19 protein-coding genes are annotated in these 20,604 nt (G+C 44.3%); 6 read left to right on the forward strand and 13 right to left on the reverse strand.

The window, feature by feature from the left end:
* Nucleotides 1-5: 5 nt before the first annotated feature.
* Entirely contained in the window at nucleotides 6-713 is a 708-nt protein-coding gene (locus tag SDEN_RS04380) for a DUF4386 domain-containing protein (RefSeq protein WP_011495294.1), read from the reverse strand.
* A 986-nt stretch (nucleotides 714-1,699) separates the two neighbouring features.
* On the opposite strand from SDEN_RS04380, the gene SDEN_RS04390 reads away from it, so the two are divergent.
* From SDEN_RS04390 to SDEN_RS04400, 3 genes are all read left to right on the forward strand, one after another.
* The gene (locus SDEN_RS04390) at nucleotides 1,700-2,029 is read left to right on the forward strand and encodes a hypothetical protein (protein WP_011495296.1); all 330 of its coding nucleotides are present in this window, start codon (nucleotides 1,700-1,702) and stop codon (nucleotides 2,027-2,029) included.
* A 32-nt stretch (nucleotides 2,030-2,061) separates the two neighbouring features.
* Nucleotides 2,062-3,210 carry an MFS transporter gene (locus tag SDEN_RS04395; protein WP_041406045.1) on the forward strand — a complete coding sequence of 383 codons (1,149 nt, stop codon included), beginning with the start codon at nucleotides 2,062-2,064 and terminating at the stop codon, nucleotides 3,208-3,210.
* Nucleotides 3,211-3,463: 253 nt separating this feature from the next.
* A complete protein-coding gene (locus SDEN_RS04400; protein WP_011495298.1) occupies nucleotides 3,464-3,724 on the forward strand; it encodes a DUF5062 family protein in 261 nt (86 codons plus the stop codon).
* Between the two features lie 109 nt (nucleotides 3,725-3,833).
* On the opposite strand, the gene SDEN_RS04405 is transcribed toward SDEN_RS04400, so the two are convergent.
* The 3 genes from SDEN_RS04405 to SDEN_RS04415 all read right to left on the reverse strand — a co-directional run bounded on the left by SDEN_RS04405 (nucleotide 3,834) and on the right by SDEN_RS04415 (nucleotide 6,956).
* The gene (locus SDEN_RS04405; protein WP_011495299.1) at nucleotides 3,834-5,216 is read right to left on the reverse strand and encodes an amidohydrolase family protein; all 1,383 of its coding nucleotides are present in this window, start codon (nucleotides 5,214-5,216) and stop codon (nucleotides 3,834-3,836) included.
* Nucleotides 5,217-5,283: 67 nt separating this feature from the next.
* Entirely contained in the window at nucleotides 5,284-5,982 is a 699-nt protein-coding gene (locus SDEN_RS04410; RefSeq protein WP_011495300.1) for a LytR/AlgR family response regulator transcription factor, read from the reverse strand.
* Nucleotides 5,976-6,956, reverse strand: coding sequence for a sensor histidine kinase (locus SDEN_RS04415; protein ID WP_011495301.1), 981 nt, complete (start codon nucleotides 6,954-6,956; stop codon nucleotides 5,976-5,978). Before SDEN_RS04415 ends, SDEN_RS04410 begins: the two co-directional genes overlap by 7 nt.
* Before the next feature lie 231 nt (nucleotides 6,957-7,187).
* Here SDEN_RS04415 and SDEN_RS04425 point away from each other — a divergent pair, with 231 nt between their 5' ends.
* Complete coding sequence (locus SDEN_RS04425; RefSeq protein WP_011495302.1) at nucleotides 7,188-7,436, forward strand: DUF3297 family protein; 249 nt, start codon at nucleotides 7,188-7,190, stop codon at nucleotides 7,434-7,436.
* Between the two features lie 199 nt (nucleotides 7,437-7,635).
* Nucleotides 7,636-8,271 (forward strand): LysE family translocator, encoded by a 636-nt coding sequence (locus SDEN_RS04430; RefSeq protein WP_011495303.1) that lies wholly within the window; start codon nucleotides 7,636-7,638, stop codon nucleotides 8,269-8,271.
* 488 nt (nucleotides 8,272-8,759) lie between these two features.
* Here the strand turns inward: SDEN_RS04430 and SDEN_RS04440 are convergent, their stop codons facing one another.
* The 7 genes from SDEN_RS04440 to rsfS form a co-directional block, all read right to left on the reverse strand.
* On the reverse strand, nucleotides 8,760-10,001 hold the full coding sequence (locus SDEN_RS04440; protein ID WP_041405672.1) for a serine hydrolase: 1,242 nt from the start codon (nucleotides 9,999-10,001) through the stop codon (nucleotides 8,760-8,762).
* Nucleotides 10,002-10,156: 155 nt separating this feature from the next.
* Nucleotides 10,157-11,008, reverse strand: a complete 852-nt coding sequence (locus SDEN_RS04445) for a septal ring lytic transglycosylase RlpA family protein (RefSeq protein ID WP_041406049.1) — start codon at nucleotides 11,006-11,008, stop codon at nucleotides 10,157-10,159.
* 31 nt (nucleotides 11,009-11,039) lie between these two features.
* Nucleotides 11,040-12,050, reverse strand: coding sequence for a lytic murein transglycosylase B (mltB, locus tag SDEN_RS04450; RefSeq protein ID WP_011495306.1), 1,011 nt, complete (start codon nucleotides 12,048-12,050; stop codon nucleotides 11,040-11,042).
* A 9-nt stretch (nucleotides 12,051-12,059) separates the two neighbouring features.
* Nucleotides 12,060-13,166: a rod shape-determining protein RodA gene (gene rodA, locus SDEN_RS04455; RefSeq protein ID WP_011495307.1), complete on the reverse strand. Its 1,107-nt coding sequence runs from the start codon at nucleotides 13,164-13,166 to the stop codon at nucleotides 12,060-12,062.
* A complete protein-coding gene (gene mrdA, locus SDEN_RS04460; protein WP_011495308.1) occupies nucleotides 13,163-15,019 on the reverse strand; it encodes a penicillin-binding protein 2 in 1,857 nt (618 codons plus the stop codon). Before mrdA ends, rodA begins: the two co-directional genes overlap by 4 nt.
* 100 nt (nucleotides 15,020-15,119) lie before the next feature.
* Complete coding sequence (rlmH, locus tag SDEN_RS04465; protein WP_011495309.1) at nucleotides 15,120-15,590, reverse strand: 23S rRNA (pseudouridine(1915)-N(3))-methyltransferase RlmH; 471 nt, start codon at nucleotides 15,588-15,590, stop codon at nucleotides 15,120-15,122.
* Nucleotides 15,591-15,920, reverse strand: coding sequence for a ribosome silencing factor (gene rsfS / locus SDEN_RS04470; protein ID WP_011495310.1), 330 nt, complete (start codon nucleotides 15,918-15,920; stop codon nucleotides 15,591-15,593).
* A 465-nt stretch (nucleotides 15,921-16,385) separates the two neighbouring features.
* On the opposite strand from rsfS, the gene SDEN_RS04475 reads away from it, so the two are divergent.
* Complete coding sequence (locus tag SDEN_RS04475) at nucleotides 16,386-16,562, forward strand: helix-turn-helix domain-containing protein (RefSeq protein ID WP_011495311.1); 177 nt, start codon at nucleotides 16,386-16,388, stop codon at nucleotides 16,560-16,562.
* 127 nt (nucleotides 16,563-16,689) lie between these two features.
* On the opposite strand, the gene cydC is transcribed toward SDEN_RS04475, so the two are convergent.
* Both cydC and cydD read right to left on the reverse strand, forming a co-directional pair.
* The gene (gene cydC, locus SDEN_RS04480; RefSeq protein WP_011495312.1) at nucleotides 16,690-18,486 is read right to left on the reverse strand and encodes a heme ABC transporter ATP-binding protein/permease CydC; all 1,797 of its coding nucleotides are present in this window, start codon (nucleotides 18,484-18,486) and stop codon (nucleotides 16,690-16,692) included.
* On the reverse strand, nucleotides 18,486-20,327 hold the full coding sequence (gene cydD / locus SDEN_RS04485; RefSeq protein WP_011495313.1) for a heme ABC transporter permease/ATP-binding protein CydD: 1,842 nt from the start codon (nucleotides 20,325-20,327) through the stop codon (nucleotides 18,486-18,488). Before cydD ends, cydC begins: the two co-directional genes overlap by 1 nt.
* Nucleotides 20,328-20,604 lie beyond the last annotated feature (277 nt).

The raw sequence follows: 20,604 nt of genomic DNA on the forward strand, positions 1-20,604 counted from the left end.
CGTCTCTACTGCGGCTGCTTTTGCTGATTGACATTGACACCTTTAAACAGCAGCCAAAAGCCAATGATAACTTCAAATAAGGCGCCAGGCGCCATAGCGTAGGCTAATTCTGACTGAGGGTTTTGCAAGGCAATATTGATGAAACCATAAATAATCATGGTTAAATACGTAATAATCCCCCAAGCCGCTAACGGACGAGGGATATATGTTGAAATATAAAATAAGTAACAAAATACAAGGCCACCAATACCCATTACGGTCAACAAAATGTGATAGCCAACGCCACTTAAGATGAGGGAAAATCTAGCTAACGCCTGTAATTGCTCAGCTTCAAAAACCTGTAAATATTCAGCGCCCCCTAAAAACATTAATACCATCAAATAAAAAACTATGATGACGCATCCGAGTATCGCTTCTCCAAATCTAAAAATGAGTCCTAGCAATGCAAGGTTCTTGTTCACCGGTTTCAAAATGACGTACAGCGCCCATGAAAGCACCATGACGAGCAGGAACATCATAAATTCGATGGCAATACCTATTCTAAATATACCCTCGTGGCCTACGAGGTTTTTAGCCGCATCCTTTGCTTTCAACATTGATCCAATATCAAAAATGCTCGAGGGAATTAACGCGAGTATGATAATTAATATGTATGTTATTCCAGCCACTTTTGTATAAATGTTTGTTGAACTAGTCGTTGATTTATCAATCATTTTAGACTCTCTTTGGGTTAGTGTTCATTTTCTTGCTTAATTTTCTTACTTAATTTTCTTGCTTAATAATCATGAGCATAAGATTTAACACAGCAACTAGCATGCCAAATTAATAACTTGTTATCTAACAGTGGTTTAATTTTTTTCAAAATATTGAAGGGGTAAAGAAGCCATATTATATGGTTATTTTCATCAATTTTTAGTGAGTTAACTGCACCATTCACCATGAAATATTGCATGAGGGGCTGCACTAACCCGCTAGGGGTAAATGACTCTGTTATTCGTTTCAGGCAAGTCGTTTGGGTTGCCACAAACATGTCACAGTGAATTTATTTACATTTTTTCATTTTTCTGCGAACCGAAATCGATATCGACAGCCTCTTATCTAGTATGCATGAGCAGCAGCAACAGTATTTTGCATTATGCTCATACATAGTCACTGTGCCATTCACCACGAACTCCCAACTTCATCATGGCAATGTCTTGTGGCTAGCAGAGGTGTTGGAGCCTGTTCGCTGGAGTTTCAGTAGCAGATCTTTTTAATGTTGGAATTTGGGTTCATTGACACTGAGAGTTTCGAAATATATCCGAATATTCTCTACACCTTAACGGCGAGGTTTACCGCCTCGCTCTGTCTAGTCTTGCTGTGGGTTAAGTATTTCGAGCGCCGCTCATTGGCGCGAATGCCATTCTCTTTAGCTTGATACATTTACCTGAGTTTGAGTTTGATAATGCAAGCGTACTTACCTTGTTGCTGTTTGCTTTCATGATTTTGGCATTTTCAGTGTATTTAAGCGGACTGACATTTTAGGTCATGTTTAGTACAACTGTTACCAGTAGCTGTATGCCATGTGTGGGAAAATCATTTTTTGATCTGCTAGGTTTTTCATCTTAAAAATAAATATTGCAATCAAATGTTTATGGCTTACAATTCACGCACTGAGTTTCAGGGAGGAACTCTATTGTCATGACTTATAAGGATATATATGAATTCTACTCTAGAAAAAAATCACGTTATCAATTACAAAAAAGTGATTAATTTGGCTAATGCTGATTGGCAAGATGCTGAAGCAAGCCGGATCTCGGGTTTGAATGTCGATATTAGCGGAACCAATTATCTGACAGATCAGTATCAAAGAAGTTTCCACCACTTTTGTACGACTTCCTATCTCGGCCTAGACTACCATAATGCAATATTGAACGGCGCCATCAGTGCAATCCGTGAAACTGGTACTCTACGTATCGCCAATTCTAAAAATCGCTGTAAACTTGCCATTTTAGACCAATTCGAGCAGGAGCTTTCCTTACTGCATTAATGCGTCTTGAATTTAATCGCTTGGGATTTTCTATGAAGAATGAGTCTATCATTTTTATTGCCTGTATCACGGTATTCTTGGCACAGCTGGGAATGACTATGTATCTACCGGCTCTGCCTATTATTGCAGAAGCATTCTCTAGCCCAGCACAAGATGTCTCTCTTTCCTTACCCGCTTTTTTGATAGGAATGGCGGCACCTATGCTGGTCTGGGGAAGCTTAAGTGAAAAATATGGTCGGAAAACGATGCTTTCGGTATCTCTTTTATCATATGCAATCTGTAGCGCTGGCATATCTTTAGTATATGACACAGAAATGTTTATTTTACTTCGTTTCCTACAAGGCTTGGGGGCTAGTGGTATGTCAGTTATGTCACGGATTATGATCCGTGACCGATTCAGCGGTGCACTACTGTCTAAGAGTCTGTCTTGGCTGTCTATTGCATTTGTTGTTTCACTTGGCGTGGGCCAATATTTGGGAGCAGTACTTTTGGTGAGCTTGGGCTGGCAAGCTATTTTTCTCAGCCTTGCAATTGCTACATTATTGTTATTTTTAGTCCTTATAAGGCTACCATCTCCAAATGTACAGCCTTCCAGTAACTCATTATCATTTCTTGCCACTTACGCTAAGCTATTGCACAGCAGAGACTTTTTTTTACCTGCACTTGCAGGTGGCCTAGGTTACGGGGTGATCATCGTCTTCAATACCAATGCGCCATTTATATTTCAGGGGGCCTTCGGTTGGAGTGCATCAGAGTACGGGCTGTTGGGGTGGCCAATAAGCCTTGCCTACTTAGTTGGTGCATGGCTGGTTAATCGGTATGTGATAAGAAAAGGCAACACTTTTTTTGTCTTAATGGGGTTAAGCATCTTGCTCTTCAGTTGTACGGTTATGTTATTTGGCAGTATCTTGCTATTGCCTTTGTTGCTATGGGTTCCTTATTGTCTGGGAGTCGCTGGACAAGCGATGAACTATCCCGTCAGTATGGCTATTGCTACTGAAAATGCGCCCATAAAGGGCCCTTATGCTATGGCTTTGTGTGGATTCATGCATCAACTTATGGCCGCCGTTATCGGTGTTGTAGCGAGTATATTACCCGGGGAATACATTTGGATGAGCACGGGGTTGATGTGCGCGCTGGCAATGGCCGCACTTGTGGTTATTATGCGAACCCGTCCATAATACCCGTTGCAATATGTCTAAATCTAATCGTGTTTGTTATATTTTCTGTGGTCTTAAAGGGAAGAATAACAACGACTTTGAACACTACCTTCTAAAGGCTTAACATATTATTGATGAGATGGATGTGATTGTTCTATTTAAGCTGGGAATTTTTTGTTGGTTAAATTTGGCATGCTTTAACCGTAATTCTAGTGGCTATTTGTGAATATTCGCGTAGTTTAAAGGCGATATGTATGCACCATGAGGCTAGTAAATGAAAGCGGGTAAACACGACACTAAACTGTTAAAGCTTGCGATGGAAATTGGCGTAGGGTATGCGAAGAAGCGCGGCTTTGATGACTTCGGCCAAGGGATTTCACCCAAAGATAAAGTGGAATGTATTTATCGATTATTAGTTGAAGATAAGCTCATTCAGCCCTTAGCCGAAGATAAAGACGATGGCCCGAATCGAAAACATAAATTGATATTATGGATCAGCAAGCAATTGCCTAAAGAGCATGAGTTGTTAAATTAACCCACTATTCAGAACAACAGTGAAACGTCATCAATGAGGTGCGAGATTACTCTGACCTCATCTCTAGAAAAAGAGTGACAGTAATGGATACTGTCACTTTTCTTATCAGTTAATCTTCTACCCCAATAAGCAACTTGCTGTATTGCCACCAATCTGGGATGGCGTAGGTGAGTAATTTTTCTCTATCGACCACACGACCTTCTAAATAAATGCGTTTAAATTCAACGGTTTTTGTTATGTCTTGGGTCACCTCTAAGGGCAAAATGATAAAGTTTGCCTTAGCGCCCGCTTTAATGCCCCAATTAATCCCCAAAAACTGATAAGCCTCATGGGTTGCGGAGAGTAAAATGTCTTTAGCTGACATGCCTAATTGCTGTAAATGGAATAGCTCAGTGTGCAGACCAACCCCTTGATACATAGTTAAGTTGGCGCTATCTGAGGCGGCAATGATGGTGACTCCTTGGGCAACAAGTGTAGTAAGCGAATGCGTGGCATTAACCTTGGCGTGCAACCACTTTTCAGACCTTAGCCAGTCAACTTGACCTTTACTGTTTTTCTCAACGGGAAACTGCTCAAGTATGGCGGGTTTAACCAAGGTTCGGGTTAACTCATCGGTATGACTCTTGGGGACTTCTTTGAATAATCTCTGAGTTTCAAGGATCACACCCACAGTGGTAATAATTGCGGTGTCGTTGGCCTTTAGCAACGCAGGGATATCCTCTGGCATAGGTGTAAGGGGGAGATGGGTAATGGCATTTGCCCCAAGTTCACTCGCGGTTCGCACATCAGCCCAGCTTCCCACGTGAACCACTGAGGGGATATTGAGTTTCTTTGCTTCGGCCAGAAATACTTGCAGGGTTTCTTTGGATACAGTGGGTCTTCTAGGATGCTCCTGCTCTAAGACGACTTTGAGTACATTGGGCTGTTTAGCTGCAAGCTCTTGTACTTCAGGCACGACTTGCTCGGGCGAATCTATAATGCGGGTCTTAATGCCCATCATGGAGCAGTGACCAGTGGTGACTGTGAAGCAAGGGCCTGCGGCAAACAGCTGTGCTTCATCCCTTATGCTTGAGTATTGGTTATCGCGGTAATCAAGCAGTTGATCTTCCTTGCCGAATAAATCCAGCGCACCGTGCACTCCAGCGTAAAGCATGGCGTTTAAAGTACCTCTTATGCCTATGTATTGGTAACCCTCATTATGGGTAAGTGAGCCATTTCCCCAGGCATGGGTGTGCATGTCTATCATGCCGGGCAACATAAGATCGCCGCCCAAGTCCTCCCGCGCAATACCGTCATCTTCTGGGACAGTCTCAATCACTTGAATGATTTGATCATCACGGACTAACACCTGCCTTAATATGACGTCTTTAGAGTTAGGGTCAAGTACAGAGGCGTTTAAGAACCAACGCTCTGCGGCGCTCGCATCTGAATTTAGTACTAAATAGTTGAGCAGTAAAATGAAGGCGAGCGAATGCTTCCATAATAATTTCATGGCATTTTCCTTTTGTTGTTGGAGTTGGCTTAAGGCAGTGGCAGCAAGAGCTGCCACTGATATATGGTTAGGTTAAGTTGAAATACTGTTTAATCTTGTTGGTACCGCTGCGGCTGGTGATGACGTTGGTATCACAATCAATAAAATGAATTTGGTAGTTACCATTTTCTAGTCTCATTAGATTGTCTACACGTTGGGTGTTGATGATGGCGTTTCTGTGCACTCGCACAAAGTGGCTACCTAGGGCTAAGTCCAACTGCTCTAAAGTCTTATCAATGACATAGTTTCGCGCTTTTGTTTGAGCGATAGTCATGTTGAGATTGGTTTGAAAAAAGACGATGTTTTCTTGTTCGAGTATGTAGGTTTTATTGCCTGATTTAGCATGAATTTTTACTTTCTCTGCCGCTAATTGTATATTTTCTGCGGCAATACGTGACAAGGCTTGAGAGAGTCTTGCCAAGTTAAATGGCTTAAGCAAATAATCTACAGCACCATTGTCAAAGGCCTTAAGGGCGAATTCACTGTAAGCCGTGGTAAAGATAACCTGGGTTTTAATATTTAAGTTATCGAACAAAGAAAAGCCATTGTGCTCACCAAGCTCAATATCCAGAAACACCACATTGGGTGCCAGTTGGTTTATGCGTTCAATGGCATCCGTTAAGTGCTCAGCTTCCCCGAGCAAGGTGATATCGGGTAATTGTGATAACTGCAGTTTTAATTTCTCACGGGCGTGAAACTCGTCTTCAACAATAAATACGCTTAGCATTTCGCCTCCAATGCAATTTGGTAACTTGCTCCGTTGTCATTTTTTATATTAAGTTCGCCTAACTGATGCAAGGCTAAACGTTTTTCAATCAAGCTTAATCCGTGACCGTTACGCTGGCCGTCGAGTACTTTTTGCGAAAAGCCTTTGCCGTTATCCCTTATGCTGATGTCGAATCCCCTTGGGCTAGGGGTGATCTCAACCTTGATTTCAAGTTTGAAACCTTTATTGTGTTTTATGGCGTTTTCAAAAATAGGCTGAAGCAGTAAAGGTGGAATGTTAATGGCGTCCAAACTGGCGGTTATTTGCCAGTAGACGGTTATTCTGTCGCCAAAGCGGGCTTGTTCCAACGATAGGTATTTTTTGCAGGTTTCGATTTCCTGGACAAGGGGGATTAGCGGTGTTTTGATATCAAGACTGGCCCTTAAAATATCTGAAAAACTGTGCAATATACTGTCGGCTTTTTGTGTATCTGTGGCCATAAGTGCAGAAATCGTATTGAGCGAGTTAAATAAAAAATGCGGGTTTAATTGATTGGTTAAATTCTGCAGTTGCGCTTGCTCTCTCAAGTCTTTTTCATGGGAATAACGTAAGCTCAGGCAATAGGTTTCCCACAGGGTAAATATGAACACCCCCCAGAGAAATGCAGAATAGAATCGCTCAAAAGGCGGAAATGCAAATTGGGAGAATAATAGTAAATGTAGCTCGGCCACTATGTTGGTACCTCCCCACATGATTAGGCAAAACAGCATGAATCTTAACGGGATAGCGCTTTGGTTTATGGTTGGCAATAGCTGCAGAAAATAATAGATCCAAAATGGCCCTATATAGAAAAATGTCAGCCAAATAGGGGCGCTATAAATGAACAGGGTTTCATCTGGCTCACCCATTTTCAGCCATTCGCTAATTGCAGGTAACACATATAAAAATGCCAAGAATAGGCTGATAAGAAAAGAATGGTGCTTGCTTAGCCGCATGTATCGCTTCCTGCTATCTATCGCTGTGGTTTTAAAATAAGAGAGTCACTATATAAAAGATTTGCTTGTGCACAAGCTCCAAGATGCTGAACTGATAATATTGCCGCTTGAAGTGTAGATCTGCGAGTATGGGTTGTTTAAAGGGAAAATAACATTTATTGCCGCCGCTCTTGAGCATAAAGCGGCTATTGCCTACAATAGCGCACGCTTTATTCATCAAAGACTAAGAAAATGAACGACACAACAGCTAAACCCACATTACCAGACCGTTTATCGGTTAACCCACGTAGCCCACATCATGTGGCCGCTATTTTCGAACATGATATTGGCATTAAAATTAATGGCAAAGAGCGTTTTGACGTCGAAGAATACTGCATCAGTGAAGGCTGGGTAAAAGTTGCTGCGCACAAGGCATTAGACCGTCGTGGTCAACCGCTATTGACCACAGTAAAAGGCACAGTAGAAGCTTTTTACAAGTAATTGCTGTTTTAACACCAGTGAAAATTAAAGGCTAGCCATCAGGCTGGCCTTTATTGTTTTGTGCTTGTGATTAACCACACTCGTAAACAAACCCTGCCAAGGGTGATAGTGATTGAAACCTAAGATGACTTTCTTTCATGTTCGAACGCTGTAGAATCCGCGCCTTGTTTTATCGTCTTAGATTTGTGTTGGTGTGATTATGATTGATTTGGCTCTGCTTCCTGTTTATTTGACCACAGTGGTGGCCCTGTTGTTAATTCCTGGTCCCGATATGCTGCTTATCGCCAGCTCTAGCCTGAGCTATGGCCGCAAAGTGGGCGTGTATGCAAGCTTAGGCAATGCCACCTCTGGACTGATATTAACCTTGCTTGCCGCAATGGGGGTCTCAGCCTTAGTGGCCATGCATCCTCTGGCTTTAGAAATACTGCGAGTATTGGGCGGGGCGTATTTACTCAAAATGGGCTGGGATTGCATGCGCAGCAGCGGCAGCGATGCCCCAGAAATTGAACAACAGCATAACCTGGCTAAATTGCTTTACCGCCGCGCGGTGATGAGCAACCTGCTTAACCCTAAGGCATTGATCTTTTTTGTTTTGTTTTTACCTCAGTTTGTCTCTACCCAGCTGAGCGCTAGTTCTGGCGAACAAATGTTGGCGCTGGGCCTGTTACTGAATGTGATGGGCTTAAGCTTCAACTTGCTGCTGGTGGCCCTGGTGGGCACCTTAGGCAAGCCCTTACTTCACAATGACAAGTTTCGCACCTATCAGAACAAGTTTATGGGGATGATATTTTTTGCCTTGGCTATCTGGTTGCTGGCTTCCCAAGTGCCATATTGAGTAAATTAATTGCCACAGTGTTAAGCACCGCTTAACGCTGCCAAGCATGATTATCATTGGTATTGGTGTCGCCATTTAGATCTGAAGTTAGCATGTTTCATTACCGGGATTCGTGTTATTATTCATGTGGTTAAGCTGTATGTTGCCATGTTGTGAATAAAATAAATCCATATAATAACACTGAATTTATTGGTCCATTTTTTTGATGAGAATAGCTGTGATGCCTATTTTATCAATGCAGCTAGCTTTGTTTTTTATATTTTCTATGGGTTGTTGCTTTTAATAGTGGTAGATGGGTTGTGGTCAGTTAATATTTATCAAGTTTATAAAAAAGTATATTTTGAAGTTAACAGCAAACACAAAAGCTAAAAAGGTGAGCTATGGCGTTTCTCCATGAGGTGTTGCGAGACGGCCATCCCATGGCGTCTGCAAAGCAAAAAAAACGGCCCATTGAGGGCCGTTTTTTTATGTTTAGATGCTAATAAGTCTTAGCTTAACCAACCTGAAATCATCTGCTTGAAATAATCCACTAACTGGCTGAACCAGCTACCTTCATTGATTTCCTCTAGTGTAACCAAGGGGAACTGGGCGATGTCTTTACCTTCGAGTTGGAAAAATACTCGGCCAACCACTTCGCCTTTCGCTAGTGGCGCTGTCAGTTGCTTAGTGAGCTCGAAGTTGGCTTGTAAGTCTTTGGCTTTACCGCGACCTAAGGTGATTGCCGTGTCTGTGGTCACACCTAAGTTCACTGTGTCTTTGTCACCGTACCAAATGGCGTGATTGGTGAAGGTATCACCGGCTTTATAAGGACTGATGGTTTCAAAGAAACGGAAGCCATAATTAAGCAGTTTTTTGCTTTCAGCCTTACGAGCCGATTCACTGCTGGTGCCTAGCACGACAGAGATAAGGCGCATGCCATCACTGGTGGCTGAGGCCACTAAGTTATAACCGGCGCCTGAGGTGTGACCCGTCTTAATGCCATCGACATTTAAGCTGTTATCCCATAACAGACCGTTGCGGTTATACTGTTTGATGCCATTGTAAGTGAATGATTTTTCTGCATATACACGATACTCTTGCGGCACATCACGGATAAGAGCTGCACCCAACAAGGCCATATCATAGGCAGTAGTCTTGTGGTTTTCAGAGTCTAGACCGTGGGAGTTTTCAAAGTAGCTGTCATTCATGCCAAGCTGTTTAGACCAAGAGTTCATTAGGTCGACGAAGGCGCCCTCGGTGCCAGCGATGTGCTCAGCCATGGCAACACAGGCATCATTTCCGGATTGAATGATGATGCCGCGATTTAGGTCGTCAACTTTGACAGTTTTACCCACTTCGATGAACATTTTAGATGAGTCAGGGAAGTTCTTCGACCAAGCGTTCTTGGTGATGGTGACTTCATCTTCTAAGGAAATGTTGCCCACTTTGAGCTCATGACCTATGACATAGCTTGTCATCATCTTAGTTAAGCTTGCAGGGTTTAGACTTTCATAGGAATTACCTTCAGCAATCACTTGGCCTGAATGATAATCCATTAATACATAAGCTTTAGCGGCAACACTCGGTGCATCAGGAATAACCATAGGGGCGCGGTTGGCTTGTGGGGCACGATTGGCTTGCGGTAATGTCGATTGATCGGGTTGAGGAGCGTCCGGGGCTGCAATGCTTGAAAGCGAAACAAAGGAAAGAAGCAGCAAAGATTTAAACTGTGTATTAACTGAATTTATCATGAAAGTAGCACGTCTCTGGTTAGTCGAAGGGGGGAGTGGATGCATAAACTGGGCTTTCGCCCAGCTTAAAACGCGTTAATTGTGGTTAATATATCATTAGTCGGTAACTAAAAAACATTAAGCTTACTTAATTGGACTGATTTTGTGTTAATTGATCAAGGTTTAGCTTGCTCAACCATAAAACTATCAGGAAAACCGTCGCGCTTTAGGTTTTGCAGCAGCTTATCAGCAATATGCCGTTGACCTATTGGGCCCAGCCTGAGTCGATAGAAGCCGTTTACGGGTTCTATGTTCGATGAGATGCCGTATTTAGCTTCCAATTTCTGTGCCAGATGATTAATTCTTACTTTATCTCGCGATGCTGTGATTTGAATAAAATTCACATGAGGGTCGGCAAGTTCGGCTAATGCCCTCGATGAGGGAGTAGGGAAATAAATGGCTTCAATATTGACTCTTGCAGTACCAGTACTGAGCACCCCTAACTTGTAGGCCGCCGCGTAGGATAAATCTATCACTCGCCCTTCGTGAAACGGGCCACGGTCGTTAACCCTGACGATGATTTCCTTATTGTTATCTTCATTCCTCACTTTGACATAGCTTGGAATAGGTAAGGTTTTATGGGCGGCAGTCATGGCATACATATCATAGACCTCACCGTTGGAGGTAAGGTGGCCATGAAACTTTGAGCCGTACCAAGAGGCGATACCCCGTTCACGGAAATCTTTGCCGTGGTTCAATACCGCATAATTCTTACCTAGCACTCTATAGTCTTTATTGCCTTGACGACTGTAGGGCTCATATTTAGGCACAGCATTGGGCACCTTGCTCACGTCGGGCGCATTATCAGGGGCTCTGTCATTGGCCATCTGGTAACGGCCACTCTGACTGTCCCTCTTTGCCCCTTTAGAGCTTGAAGGTGAGCTTGAACAGGCAACTAAAACGCTGCATATGGCTAACACCCCCAATTGCTTGAGGTTTAAACCCCTGGTCTTTAGCCGCGAACTCATGATCCCAGTGAAGGGTAAGGCTAGGTTACACTTAGTTTGCATTGTGATGGGCTTTGAGTTGTTGACTAAATTGGTAAACGGCCATGGCATACAAGGGACTGCGATTATAGCGAGTAATCACATAAAAGTTTTTCAAACCCAACCAATACTCAGTCTTGTCTGCCTGCTCAAGGGATATCAGCAGGGCACTTTGACTTGCATCGATATCTTTTGCCTGGGCCAGGCTTAAATTAGGGCTAAGAATATCCGACACCTTATAGTTAAGCTTTTCGCCGCTCCAGACTTTAGCCATAGGTGGGCTTGCCATAGTGTTGGTCAGTGGCAAGGCGACATCGGCATTACGTTGCCAGCCATGTTGATGAAAGTAATTAGCGACACTGCCAATGGCATCGGCGGGGCTTGTGAGTAAGTCGCGTCTGCCATCACCATCGAAATCCACCGCATAGTGACGATAGCTTGAAGGAATAAACTGACCAAAGCCCATGGCACCCGCATATGAGGCTTTGAGATTGGCGGCATCGAGTTTTTCTTCTTTAATTAGCGACATCAAGTGACCAAATTCGCTTCTGAAAAATGTGGCTCTTGGTGGGTAATAAAAACCTAAGGTATAAAGCGCATCTTGAGGCGCATAGTTGCCCATGTAGCCGCCGTAAAAGGTTTCAATGCCTATGATAGCGACGATGATCTGAGGGTCGACATTAAACTTATCGGCCGCGCGTTGAATGGTTTTCTGATGTGTTTTCCAAAATGCTAACCCAGCTTGAAGCCGTTTTTCAGTAAGAAAAATAGGAAAATATTGGTGCCAAGGTTTGGCTTCCCAAGGTTTAGTGATGGCATCGATCACGGCTTGGTTATAGTTAGCGCCATCAAGATAAGCTTGTGCTTGCTGCTGGCTAACGCCTTTACTTACTTGCTCCTTAATAAAGGCTTTTTTCAATTCGGTTATTTCTTTGGTGTCTGCCGGTTGCAGGGCATGCACTAAGGAACTTGATAACCCCAATACGCATATCAAGGCTGCAACTAGTCTATTGTTTGAACGCATTACACCATCCTATCTATCGATAAAACGCCTATGGGTATGGATACTCATTAATATCCCAAACCCAGTCATCAAGGTCAGCATGGAGGTGCCGCCGTAGCTTATTAACGGCAAAGGCACGCCAACCACGGGTAAGATACCTGAAACCATGCCAATATTCACAAAAATATAAACGAAAAATGTCAGGGTAATACTGCCTGCGAGCAGGCGAGCAAAACTGGTTTGGGCACAGGAGGCGATATAGAGGCCACGGCCGATAACAAACAAATACATGCACAATAAAAACAAGCTGCCCATTAGGCCAAATTCTTCACCTATAACAGCGAAAATAAAATCAGTATGGCGCTCAGGTAAAAACTCTAACTGAGATTGGGTGCCTTGTAACCAGCCTTTGCCCCACATTCCCCCTGAGCCAATACCAATTTTGGATTGGATAATATGATAACCAGCCCCTAAGGGGTCTTGTTCTGGATTAAACAGTGTCAGTACCCGGGTGCGCTGATAATCGTGCATCAAGAAGTACCAGAGCACGGGCAAGAAGGCTAACAGGGCGGCGCCGCAACCAATCACGAGATACCAGCTCATGCCGGATAAAAACAGCACAAAGACCCCAGATGCTGCCACTAAAATAGAGGTGCCCAAATCAGGCTGTTTTGCGATAAGCAAGGTTGGGATCAACAAGATGATCGCCCCGCCAGCTAAATAGCGCTTTTTCGGCGGCAAGGGGAACTTACTTATGTACCAGGCCATGGTAATAGGGAAGGCAAGCTTGATAAGCTCAGAGGGTTGAAACTCCATAAAACCAAGGTTTAACCAGCGCTGCGCCCCTTTATTTATGGTGCCGAAAAAATGCACCCCTAAGAGTAAGATAATGCCAGCGATATAAATGGGCAGCGCCCAGCGGCGTAACATCTCAGGGTTTATCTGAGCAAAAATAAACATGATCCCAAGTGACAGCCCCATGCGCACAAGTTGGCGCTCCATCATGGCAAGGTCTTCACCACTGGCAGAATAGATCACAAATAAGCCAAAGCACATGAGTGCACATAGCCCTAATAATAAGGGCAGGTCTATGTGCAGGCGTTGCCAGAGAGTTTGTCTGTGGGAGTGCATTCTCATTTGGCTGTCATCCATTCATCCCTAAGCAGGTATTCATCAAACAATTCTCTAGCAACTGGCCCAGCGTTGGCGCCACCCCAGCCGGCATTTTCAAGCACTAAGGCGATAACGATTTTTGGATCTTCATAGGGGGCGTAAGCGACGATAAGGGCATTATCTCTTAAGTGTTCAGAGATCTTGCTGGCATCGTATTTCGCATCTTGGGCTATGCCCACAATTTGTGCGGTACCGGTTTTCATTGCTGCGGTATAGCGCGCATCGGTAAAGCGAGATTTATCCGCGGTTTGGCGCATGGCTTCATTGATTATGTCCCAATTGCGGGGGTTTTTAAGCTCGATAGGTGGCTGTTCATCGATGGGCGCAGCAATCAGGGCGGTTCTGTCCTTAAAGGCTTTTAATAGGTGCGGGGTAAAACGTTGGCCCTTGTTTGCTAAAATTGCTGTAGCATTGGCCAGTTGCAGTGGCGTCGCTGTCCAGTAACCTTGGCCGATCCCTACAGAAATGGTGTCGCCTATGTACCAAGACTGATTGTATTTGAGGCGTTTCCAGTCTTTTGAGGGCATATTGCCAGTGGCTTCTTCGAAAATATCTATGCCAGTGTTGCGCCCGAAGCCAAACTGATCCATAAAGTTGGCCAACTTATTCACGCCGACTTTATAGGCCAGGTCGTAGAAGAAAATATCACAGGAATCTATGATGGCATGGTAAACATCGACCCAGCCATGGCCCCATTTTTTCCAGTCACGGTATTTGCGCTCAACCCCTGGAATTTGCCAAAAACCAGGATCCCAAACTCGGGTGCGTTCATTGATTATTTGATCGTCCAAGCCCAATAAGGCAATGAAGGGCTTTACTGTGGACGCTGGCGAATATTGTCCTTGAGTTGCCCGGTTAATCAGGGGGCGAGACTTGTCGTTGAGCAGTTGGCTATAAGCTTTGCTGCTGATCCCATGAACAAACTGATTAGGATCGTAACTTGGGCTAGACACCATGGCTAAGATGCCGCCATCTTTAGGGTCAATAGCCACAATGGAGCCTTTTTTCCCTGCTAGTAATTCGACGGCTTTTTGTTGAAGTTTGAGATCCAGTGTGAGGTAGATATCTTGGCCTGGAGTGGGTTCGGTCACCTTTAGGGTGCGGATGACTCTGCCACGGTTATTCACTTCCTCTTCAACATGTCCTGGTTGACCGTGGAGTAAGTTTTCATAAAACTTTTCAATCCCTTGCTTACCCATGTCCTTAGTGGCGGCATAATTAGCCCATAGGTTACTCGCTTCCAATGCGGCCCTGTCTTTGGTATTGATTTTACCCACATAACCTAACACATGAGTCAATAATTCATCATAAGGGTAATGACGTTTAAGGCCGGCATCCACATAAATACCGGGGAATGCATGTTGGTTTACTGTGAATGTCGCGACCTCTTCCTCGGTCAGTTTAGCTTTGATTGTCATCGGCTTAAATCGACGATGAAATTTGAGGGTTTCGGCGATAGTGTCTCGTTCATCTTGGCTAATGGGCAAAATGTGATTGAGTTTATCTAAGGCCTCATCGATATTGGCGACTTTTTCCGGAATAAGTTCTAGGGAATGAAACGGCTGATTTTCCGCCAAAAGTTGACCATTCCTGTCGAGTATGAGTCCGCGGCTAGGAGCGATAGGGACGATACGTATGCGGTTATCATTGGAGCGGGTTTCGTAATCGGCAAAGGAAACGACTTGAAGCTGATACAAGTTTGACAGTAATAAGCCTAATAGCGCAAAGACACAGATAAAAGTAAACAGAGCACGACGCTTAAATAGGGACGCCTCGGCGGCGTGGTCATGCATGGTTATGCGCTTCTTTGGCGACACTTATGCTTTCTCCGAGTTAATCATTTTTCGGTTATAGCCAAAGTGCTATAAACAAGTCCATGTCAACAGAGTAAGCTCAGCGCTAATTGATCGCTCAGGGCTACTCTCTGTGATAGGGGTGGTTGTTGTTAATGCTCCAAGCACGATACAAACTTTCGGCAACCAAAACGCGCACTAAGGGATGAGGCAAGGTCAATGCCGATAAGCACCAACTTTGACTCGCGGCCTCTTTACAGGCGGGTGATAGACCTTCCGGCCCGCCGATAAGTAGGCTGACATCTCGTCCATCGAGTTGCCATTTGCTTAGCTGCTCGGCAAGTTCTGGGGTTGTCCAGTTCTTACCGGGAAGATCTAAGCTAACGATATGATTACCTTTAGCGACCGCCGCTAGCATGAGATCGCCTTCTTTTTGGAGAATTCGGGCGATATCTGCATTTTTCCCGCGCTTACCTGCTGGGATTTCTATGAGTTCGAGTGCCATATCCCGTGGAAAACGACGCTGGTACTCTTCAAAACCTCGGGTGACCCAATCGGGCATTTTTGTGCCAACGGCGATAAGTTGTAGCTTCATTTAAGCGTTGTGTTCTGACCAGAGTTTTTCGAGCTGGTAATAATCACGGCTGCTTTCTTGCATCACATGCAGGATCACATCGCCTAAATCTACTAATACCCATTCACTGCTATCACGGCCTTCAACGCCTAATGGCTGAATGCCAGCCGCTTTTGCTTGAACAATTAAGTTTTCAGCGATAGCGCGTACATGGGTTTTTGATGTGCCAGAGCAGATCACCATGTAATCGGTAATGTTTGATTGATTGGTAACGTCTAAAACAACAACGTCTTTGGCTTTTAGATCATCGACTTTATCGACAACAAATGCTTTTAATTCCGTGCTCTGCACGACGACTTACCTCAGTATTTTAAATAACGGAGCATTATACTCAAAAACCCTACTCAGGCGCAATTGTTCACTGATGATTAGTCTAATACCAATCACATTAATTATCTGGTCAATCAGAGCCTTTCAAGCTGTTCAATTCAAGGCGCATTAGTGCTGTAAGGGTTATTCCCTTTCAAACCTCATTCTTACACAGGAATGCAACGCAGAAGTGGAATGCTTGAGACGCTCCCATAGGGCGGGTTTCAAATGATGTTACTCTGCGTTAGAGACTCTCGACATAGCACCACTATGCCTTCAAACCTCCGCCTTGATTAACATCATTTTAACTCCCGCTGCATGACCAGATTATTAATACGATTGGTATAAAGTCGTGTGGCTTGTTGAAAACTTTTCTTAGCTCACTTGGTTAAAAATCAGCTAAGCTGTATTTATCCCCGAGCAATACTCTGTCAATAGGAGACAACAATGAGCGATAAATATTTAACGCTAGAGGAAGTGTGTAAACTTCTAGATAAAAGCCCCGCCACCATTAAGCGCTACGCGAGAGAAAACCTGTTAAGCAGCAAGCAAGAAGGTGAAGTGCTGACATTCCCTGAGTCAGAAGTGCTACGCTATTTATCATTTTCTAAAAAATTGGGCTAACGCTAGCTTCAATTAAGCTCAGTTTGTATTTTATTATTGGCTTGATAGCTAAAACGGCTTATGTGTCTGCATAAGCCGTTTTTGTTGCCCGTGTTGCTGCAATTTTAAGGCGTGCAGAGCGGTTAACTCAAAGAGAGTGCTCCATGGGCAATGGCGTTACGGGTAGCGTATCCTTAGCTAATGGCGCAATTTTGCCATTATTCATCAGGTAGATATGATCCATTTGCTCCATTGCGGTGAGCTTGTGACTGATTAATAGTAGGCTCTTGTCTTTGGCAAATTCGAACAGTAAAGCTAACATCTCCCTTTCTGTTTTATTGTCCAAACCTTCCGTCGGCTCATCGAGTAATAGCAGTTCAGCATCGTGTAGCAGCACTCTTGCTATGCCTATGCGCCGACGCTCCCCCCCTGAAAGTGTACGGCCCCCTTCACCCAGCCAAAGGGATAAGCCTTTTTCTGTCTGAGCTAAATACTCAAGCCCAACTTGCTGCAAGACTTGATGAATTCGAGATTCGATTTCTTTTGAGTCGTTAGTGTGAGCGTTAATGGCGAGGGCCAAATTGTCCTTCAGGCTAGCACTAAAGATATCGACTCTCTGGCTGACTATGCTCATCGCACTTCTCAATTGGCATTGAGAGAGTGAGTTAATATTCTGCCCATTGAGGCGTATCTCCCCAGAGTTTGCTTGATATTCACGGCTAATGAGTGCTAACAAACTGGATTTACCGCAGCCCGTTGGCCCCAATAGCGCCACTTTTTGTCCCTTAGGTATTACAAGCTCAAGTTGCTCGAACAGGTGCAGTCCTTGGGGATAGCCAAAACAAACACCGCTTAAGCTTAAGCTTGGAGAGGTTATCTCTGCAGTATTGCTAAGTGGCGCGAGTTCTTGCTTTGTAAAAATAATGTCGGGGGTCTGGTTGACTAAGCTATTTAATCGTTTTGCCGAGGCGATACTCGACGCCAATTGATTGAAAGCAAGGCTAATGGGCTGCAAGGTTTCTATGCTAGCCATGGCGGTAAAAACTAATAAAGCCAACACGGCCCCCGTGATTGGCTCATGATTCATGAGTTGCGACAAAGCTAGGGGCTGAGTGCGTACAGCATTTTCCATGGCAAAACCTGCCAAGATTAACACCCCAAGCACAGCGACACCGTGACAAAGAATGATCATGGCTTGGCTCAACCCAGCAACCTTGGCAAGGGTATATTGATTGGCGTACAAGCGAGATTCGCCTTGGTAAAAACGCTGTAAATAATCCCTATTGGCGTCAAAAAGACTCAACTCTGCTTGGCCCTGAAGCAAATCAATTAATTGCACTCGAAGCGTTTGTTTAGCTTGGGGTAATGCTGTGCCGGCTTTTATGCCTATTTGATAAAAAATCCAAGGTAAGATAAACCAACTAGCAAGTAAAAATCCGCTCAAGACTAAGGCTATGCCTAAATGAAACCAAGCCACAAAAAAGTACAGGCTTAAGATCATCACTAATGCGGCCGCCATAGGGGTGATTAAGCGTAAATAAAGGTGATCTAAGGTATCGATATCGGCAATTAAGCGGTTGAGTAAGTCACCTTGGCGTATGCCCTTAAGTTGTTGGCGACTCAAGGGTAGTATCTGTTTCCACACCCAGACTCTAAGGTCTGCAAGTAAGCTAAACGTGGCATTATGTGTGGTCATGCGTTCGCCATAACGACTGACGGTACGTAAAATAGAGAAGAACCTGACCCCTGCAGCTGGAGTAAAAAAATTAAACGCCGCGGCACTGGCTGCGGTAAGGCCGGCGAGGGCCGCCGCCGAAATAAACCAGCCTGATAAAGACAATAACCCCATGGCGGCTAAAAGGCTCACAAGAGTCAATAAAAAACCCAGACCCATGATTAAGAAGTGTTGCTTAAATAGGCGCAAATAAGGCAGTAATGCTTTCATTAACTTAGCCCTATGCTTGTCTGTAAGTTGATGTCATAGCTGGCCTCTAAATTGAGCTGATAAAATAATCCCTGTTCGGCCATCAACTCATCATATGTCCCGCGACTGGCTAAGCGGCCTTTCTCAAGCACGAGTATGGTATCCATATTTTGTAATTGACTGAGTTTGTGAGTCACCAGTAACAAACACTTTGACGCAGTTTCTTTGGCAATGCTTTGGGATATCGCCTCCGCGCTGGAGATATCTAAGCTGGCAGTGGGTTCATCTAACATAAATACCTGTGCATCATGGTTTAAGGCTCTAGCCAGAGCGAACCGCTGGGCTTGGCCCACTGAAATACCAATGGCTTGTTCGCCTATGGTTAAATCAAGTCCTTGTGGGTGGGCTGCGACAAATTGATCAATATTGGCTTTTCTTAGTAATTCCCAAGCTTTCTCTGGGGTTAGCGCTTTGTCCCCAAGGCTTAAGTTTTCCATTAAGGTGCCGTGAAACAATTGTGGCTCCTGCCCAAGCCAGGCAAGCTTTTGCCGCCAATCGGTTAAATCTAGCTGGTTAAATTCAATACCTTGGATTTTGAGTGATCCTTCATAGGGTAAAAAGCCCAATAGTAAGTTTACTAAGGTGGTTTTACCTGAGCCGCTAGCCCCGACGACAGCCAGTTTTTTAAGGCCGCTAATGCTGAAGTCAAGTGGCCCTAATAGGCATTGACCTTCGTGGCTTAACACCGTTAGGTTATTAGCCTCAAGCTCCCAAGTGGTGAACTCAATCTTGGCAAGTGATGTACTCGAATCTTGTTGCACTGGGACACCCTTAAGAGGAAGGGCAGTTTCTTGAATACTAAGCAAGGCGACCAGGCTTTCTGCTGCGGCAATCGCTTTGGCCTTGGCATGGTAATGGCTGCCAAGATCTTTAAGTGGCTGATAAAACTCAGGAGCCAGCAGTAATACGAATAAGCCGCTAAATAAACTTAACTGCTGCTCACTCGATGGAAGCAGGCTAAAATTTCCCCAATCTAAATGGCCCAAGTAGCTAAAACCAAAATACACCGCCAAGATGGCGATGGAGATGGCAGCGAAAAATTCAAGTACGGCTGAGCTCAAGAAGGCAAGGCTAAGCACAGATAGGGTGCGTTGCTTAACGTCATTAGAGACACTGGCAATATTGGCTATTTCATCTTGCTGGCGATGAAACAGAATTAAGGTTCTAAGGCCTCTTAAGCTGTCGAGGAAATGGCCGTTTAATTGTTGCAGCGCTGAGAAATTTTTACGATTAGCTTCGGCGGCGCCCATGCCGACCAGCACCATAAAAAGCGGGATTAAGGGGGCTGTGACCAATAAGATGATGGCACTTAGCCAGTTGACCGGCACTATGGCTGCAAGAATAATTAACGGAGTAAACCCGGCTAATAAGATGGCAGGCAGGTATTTAGCATAAAAATCCTGCAGATCTTCGATTTGTTCAAACACGATATTCGCCCAGGTACCAGCGGGTTTTGTCTTGATAAAGCTTGGGCCTAAGGCGACAAGTTTATTGAGCACAGTTTGGCGCACTTGAGCCCTAAGGCGTTGACCCGCTATGAAACCAGAACGCTCCCTTGCATAGGCGAGTAAGGCCCGAAATGACGTCAGTAGCAGTAAGCTTGCAATTTCAGGGTAAAAGCGGGTTATTTGCATGTTTTGCATGATAAGGCCATCTAGCACCTTGGCCAGTAGATAGGCTTGTGCAAGCAGACAAAGGCCGGTGAAAACGCCAAATAAGACTGTGAGTTTAAGGTACCCAGAGCAGGCAGCCTGTTGCTGCTTAAGCCACAGGGTTAATGACTTCTCTAACGACTTATCCATGATACTCCCACTGAATGAGCAGATAATTAATACGATTGGTATCAAGCGGCTTAGCATTATAACCTAGAAGCTTGGGCTGTACTCAACAGCAGCACTAGACTTAAGTTTGTGTCTATATGGAGCATTAATTCAGCTGTGAAGTTGGTCTGCTGGCCAATGGTTTATTTTATTTTATTTTGCTTGATAAAGAATGACTAAGGCGTAGGATTTGATTTAGCTCAGGGATACACTCTATCACGATAGTGATAAGCATTATGATAAAAAAGCACTAAGCTTA

This window comes from Shewanella denitrificans OS217 (assembly GCF_000013765.1).
GTDB classification, from domain to species: domain Bacteria; phylum Pseudomonadota; class Gammaproteobacteria; order Enterobacterales; family Shewanellaceae; genus Shewanella; species Shewanella denitrificans.

What these genes read in the sequence shown, in the direction of transcription:
- SDEN_RS04430 (WP_011495303.1), top strand. Translation starts at nt 7,636, where the DNA reads ATGATTGATTTGGCTCTGCTTCCTGTTTATTTGACCACAGTGGTGGCC.
- SDEN_RS04445 (WP_041406049.1), bottom strand. Translation starts at nt 11,008, where the DNA reads ATGAGTTCGCGGCTAAAGACCAGGGGTTTAAACCTCAAGCAATTGGGG.
- rlmH (WP_011495309.1), bottom strand. Translation starts at nt 15,590, where the DNA reads ATGAAGCTACAACTTATCGCCGTTGGCACAAAAATGCCCGATTGGGTC.
- rodA (WP_011495307.1), bottom strand. Translation starts at nt 13,166, where the DNA reads ATGAGAATGCACTCCCACAGACAAACTCTCTGGCAACGCCTGCACATA.
- SDEN_RS04410 (WP_011495300.1), bottom strand. Translation starts at nt 5,982, where the DNA reads ATGCTAAGCGTATTTATTGTTGAAGACGAGTTTCACGCCCGTGAGAAA.
- cydD (WP_011495313.1), bottom strand. Translation starts at nt 20,327, where the DNA reads ATGGATAAGTCGTTAGAGAAGTCATTAACCCTGTGGCTTAAGCAGCAA.
- SDEN_RS04475 (WP_011495311.1), top strand. Translation starts at nt 16,386, where the DNA reads ATGAGCGATAAATATTTAACGCTAGAGGAAGTGTGTAAACTTCTAGAT.
- mltB (WP_011495306.1), bottom strand. Translation starts at nt 12,050, where the DNA reads ATGCGTTCAAACAATAGACTAGTTGCAGCCTTGATATGCGTATTGGGG.
- SDEN_RS04380 (WP_011495294.1), bottom strand. Translation starts at nt 713, where the DNA reads ATGATTGATAAATCAACGACTAGTTCAACAAACATTTATACAAAAGTG.
- cydC (WP_011495312.1), bottom strand. Translation starts at nt 18,486, where the DNA reads ATGAAAGCATTACTGCCTTATTTGCGCCTATTTAAGCAACACTTCTTA.
- SDEN_RS04400 (WP_011495298.1), top strand. Translation starts at nt 3,464, where the DNA reads ATGAAAGCGGGTAAACACGACACTAAACTGTTAAAGCTTGCGATGGAA.
- SDEN_RS04405 (WP_011495299.1), bottom strand. Translation starts at nt 5,216, where the DNA reads ATGAAATTATTATGGAAGCATTCGCTCGCCTTCATTTTACTGCTCAAC.
- SDEN_RS04425 (WP_011495302.1), top strand. Translation starts at nt 7,188, where the DNA reads ATGAACGACACAACAGCTAAACCCACATTACCAGACCGTTTATCGGTT.
- SDEN_RS04440 (WP_041405672.1), bottom strand. Translation starts at nt 10,001, where the DNA reads ATGATAAATTCAGTTAATACACAGTTTAAATCTTTGCTGCTTCTTTCC.
- SDEN_RS04390 (WP_011495296.1), top strand. Translation starts at nt 1,700, where the DNA reads ATGAATTCTACTCTAGAAAAAAATCACGTTATCAATTACAAAAAAGTG.
- SDEN_RS04415 (WP_011495301.1), bottom strand. Translation starts at nt 6,956, where the DNA reads ATGCGGCTAAGCAAGCACCATTCTTTTCTTATCAGCCTATTCTTGGCA.
- SDEN_RS04395 (WP_041406045.1), top strand. Translation starts at nt 2,062, where the DNA reads ATGAAGAATGAGTCTATCATTTTTATTGCCTGTATCACGGTATTCTTG.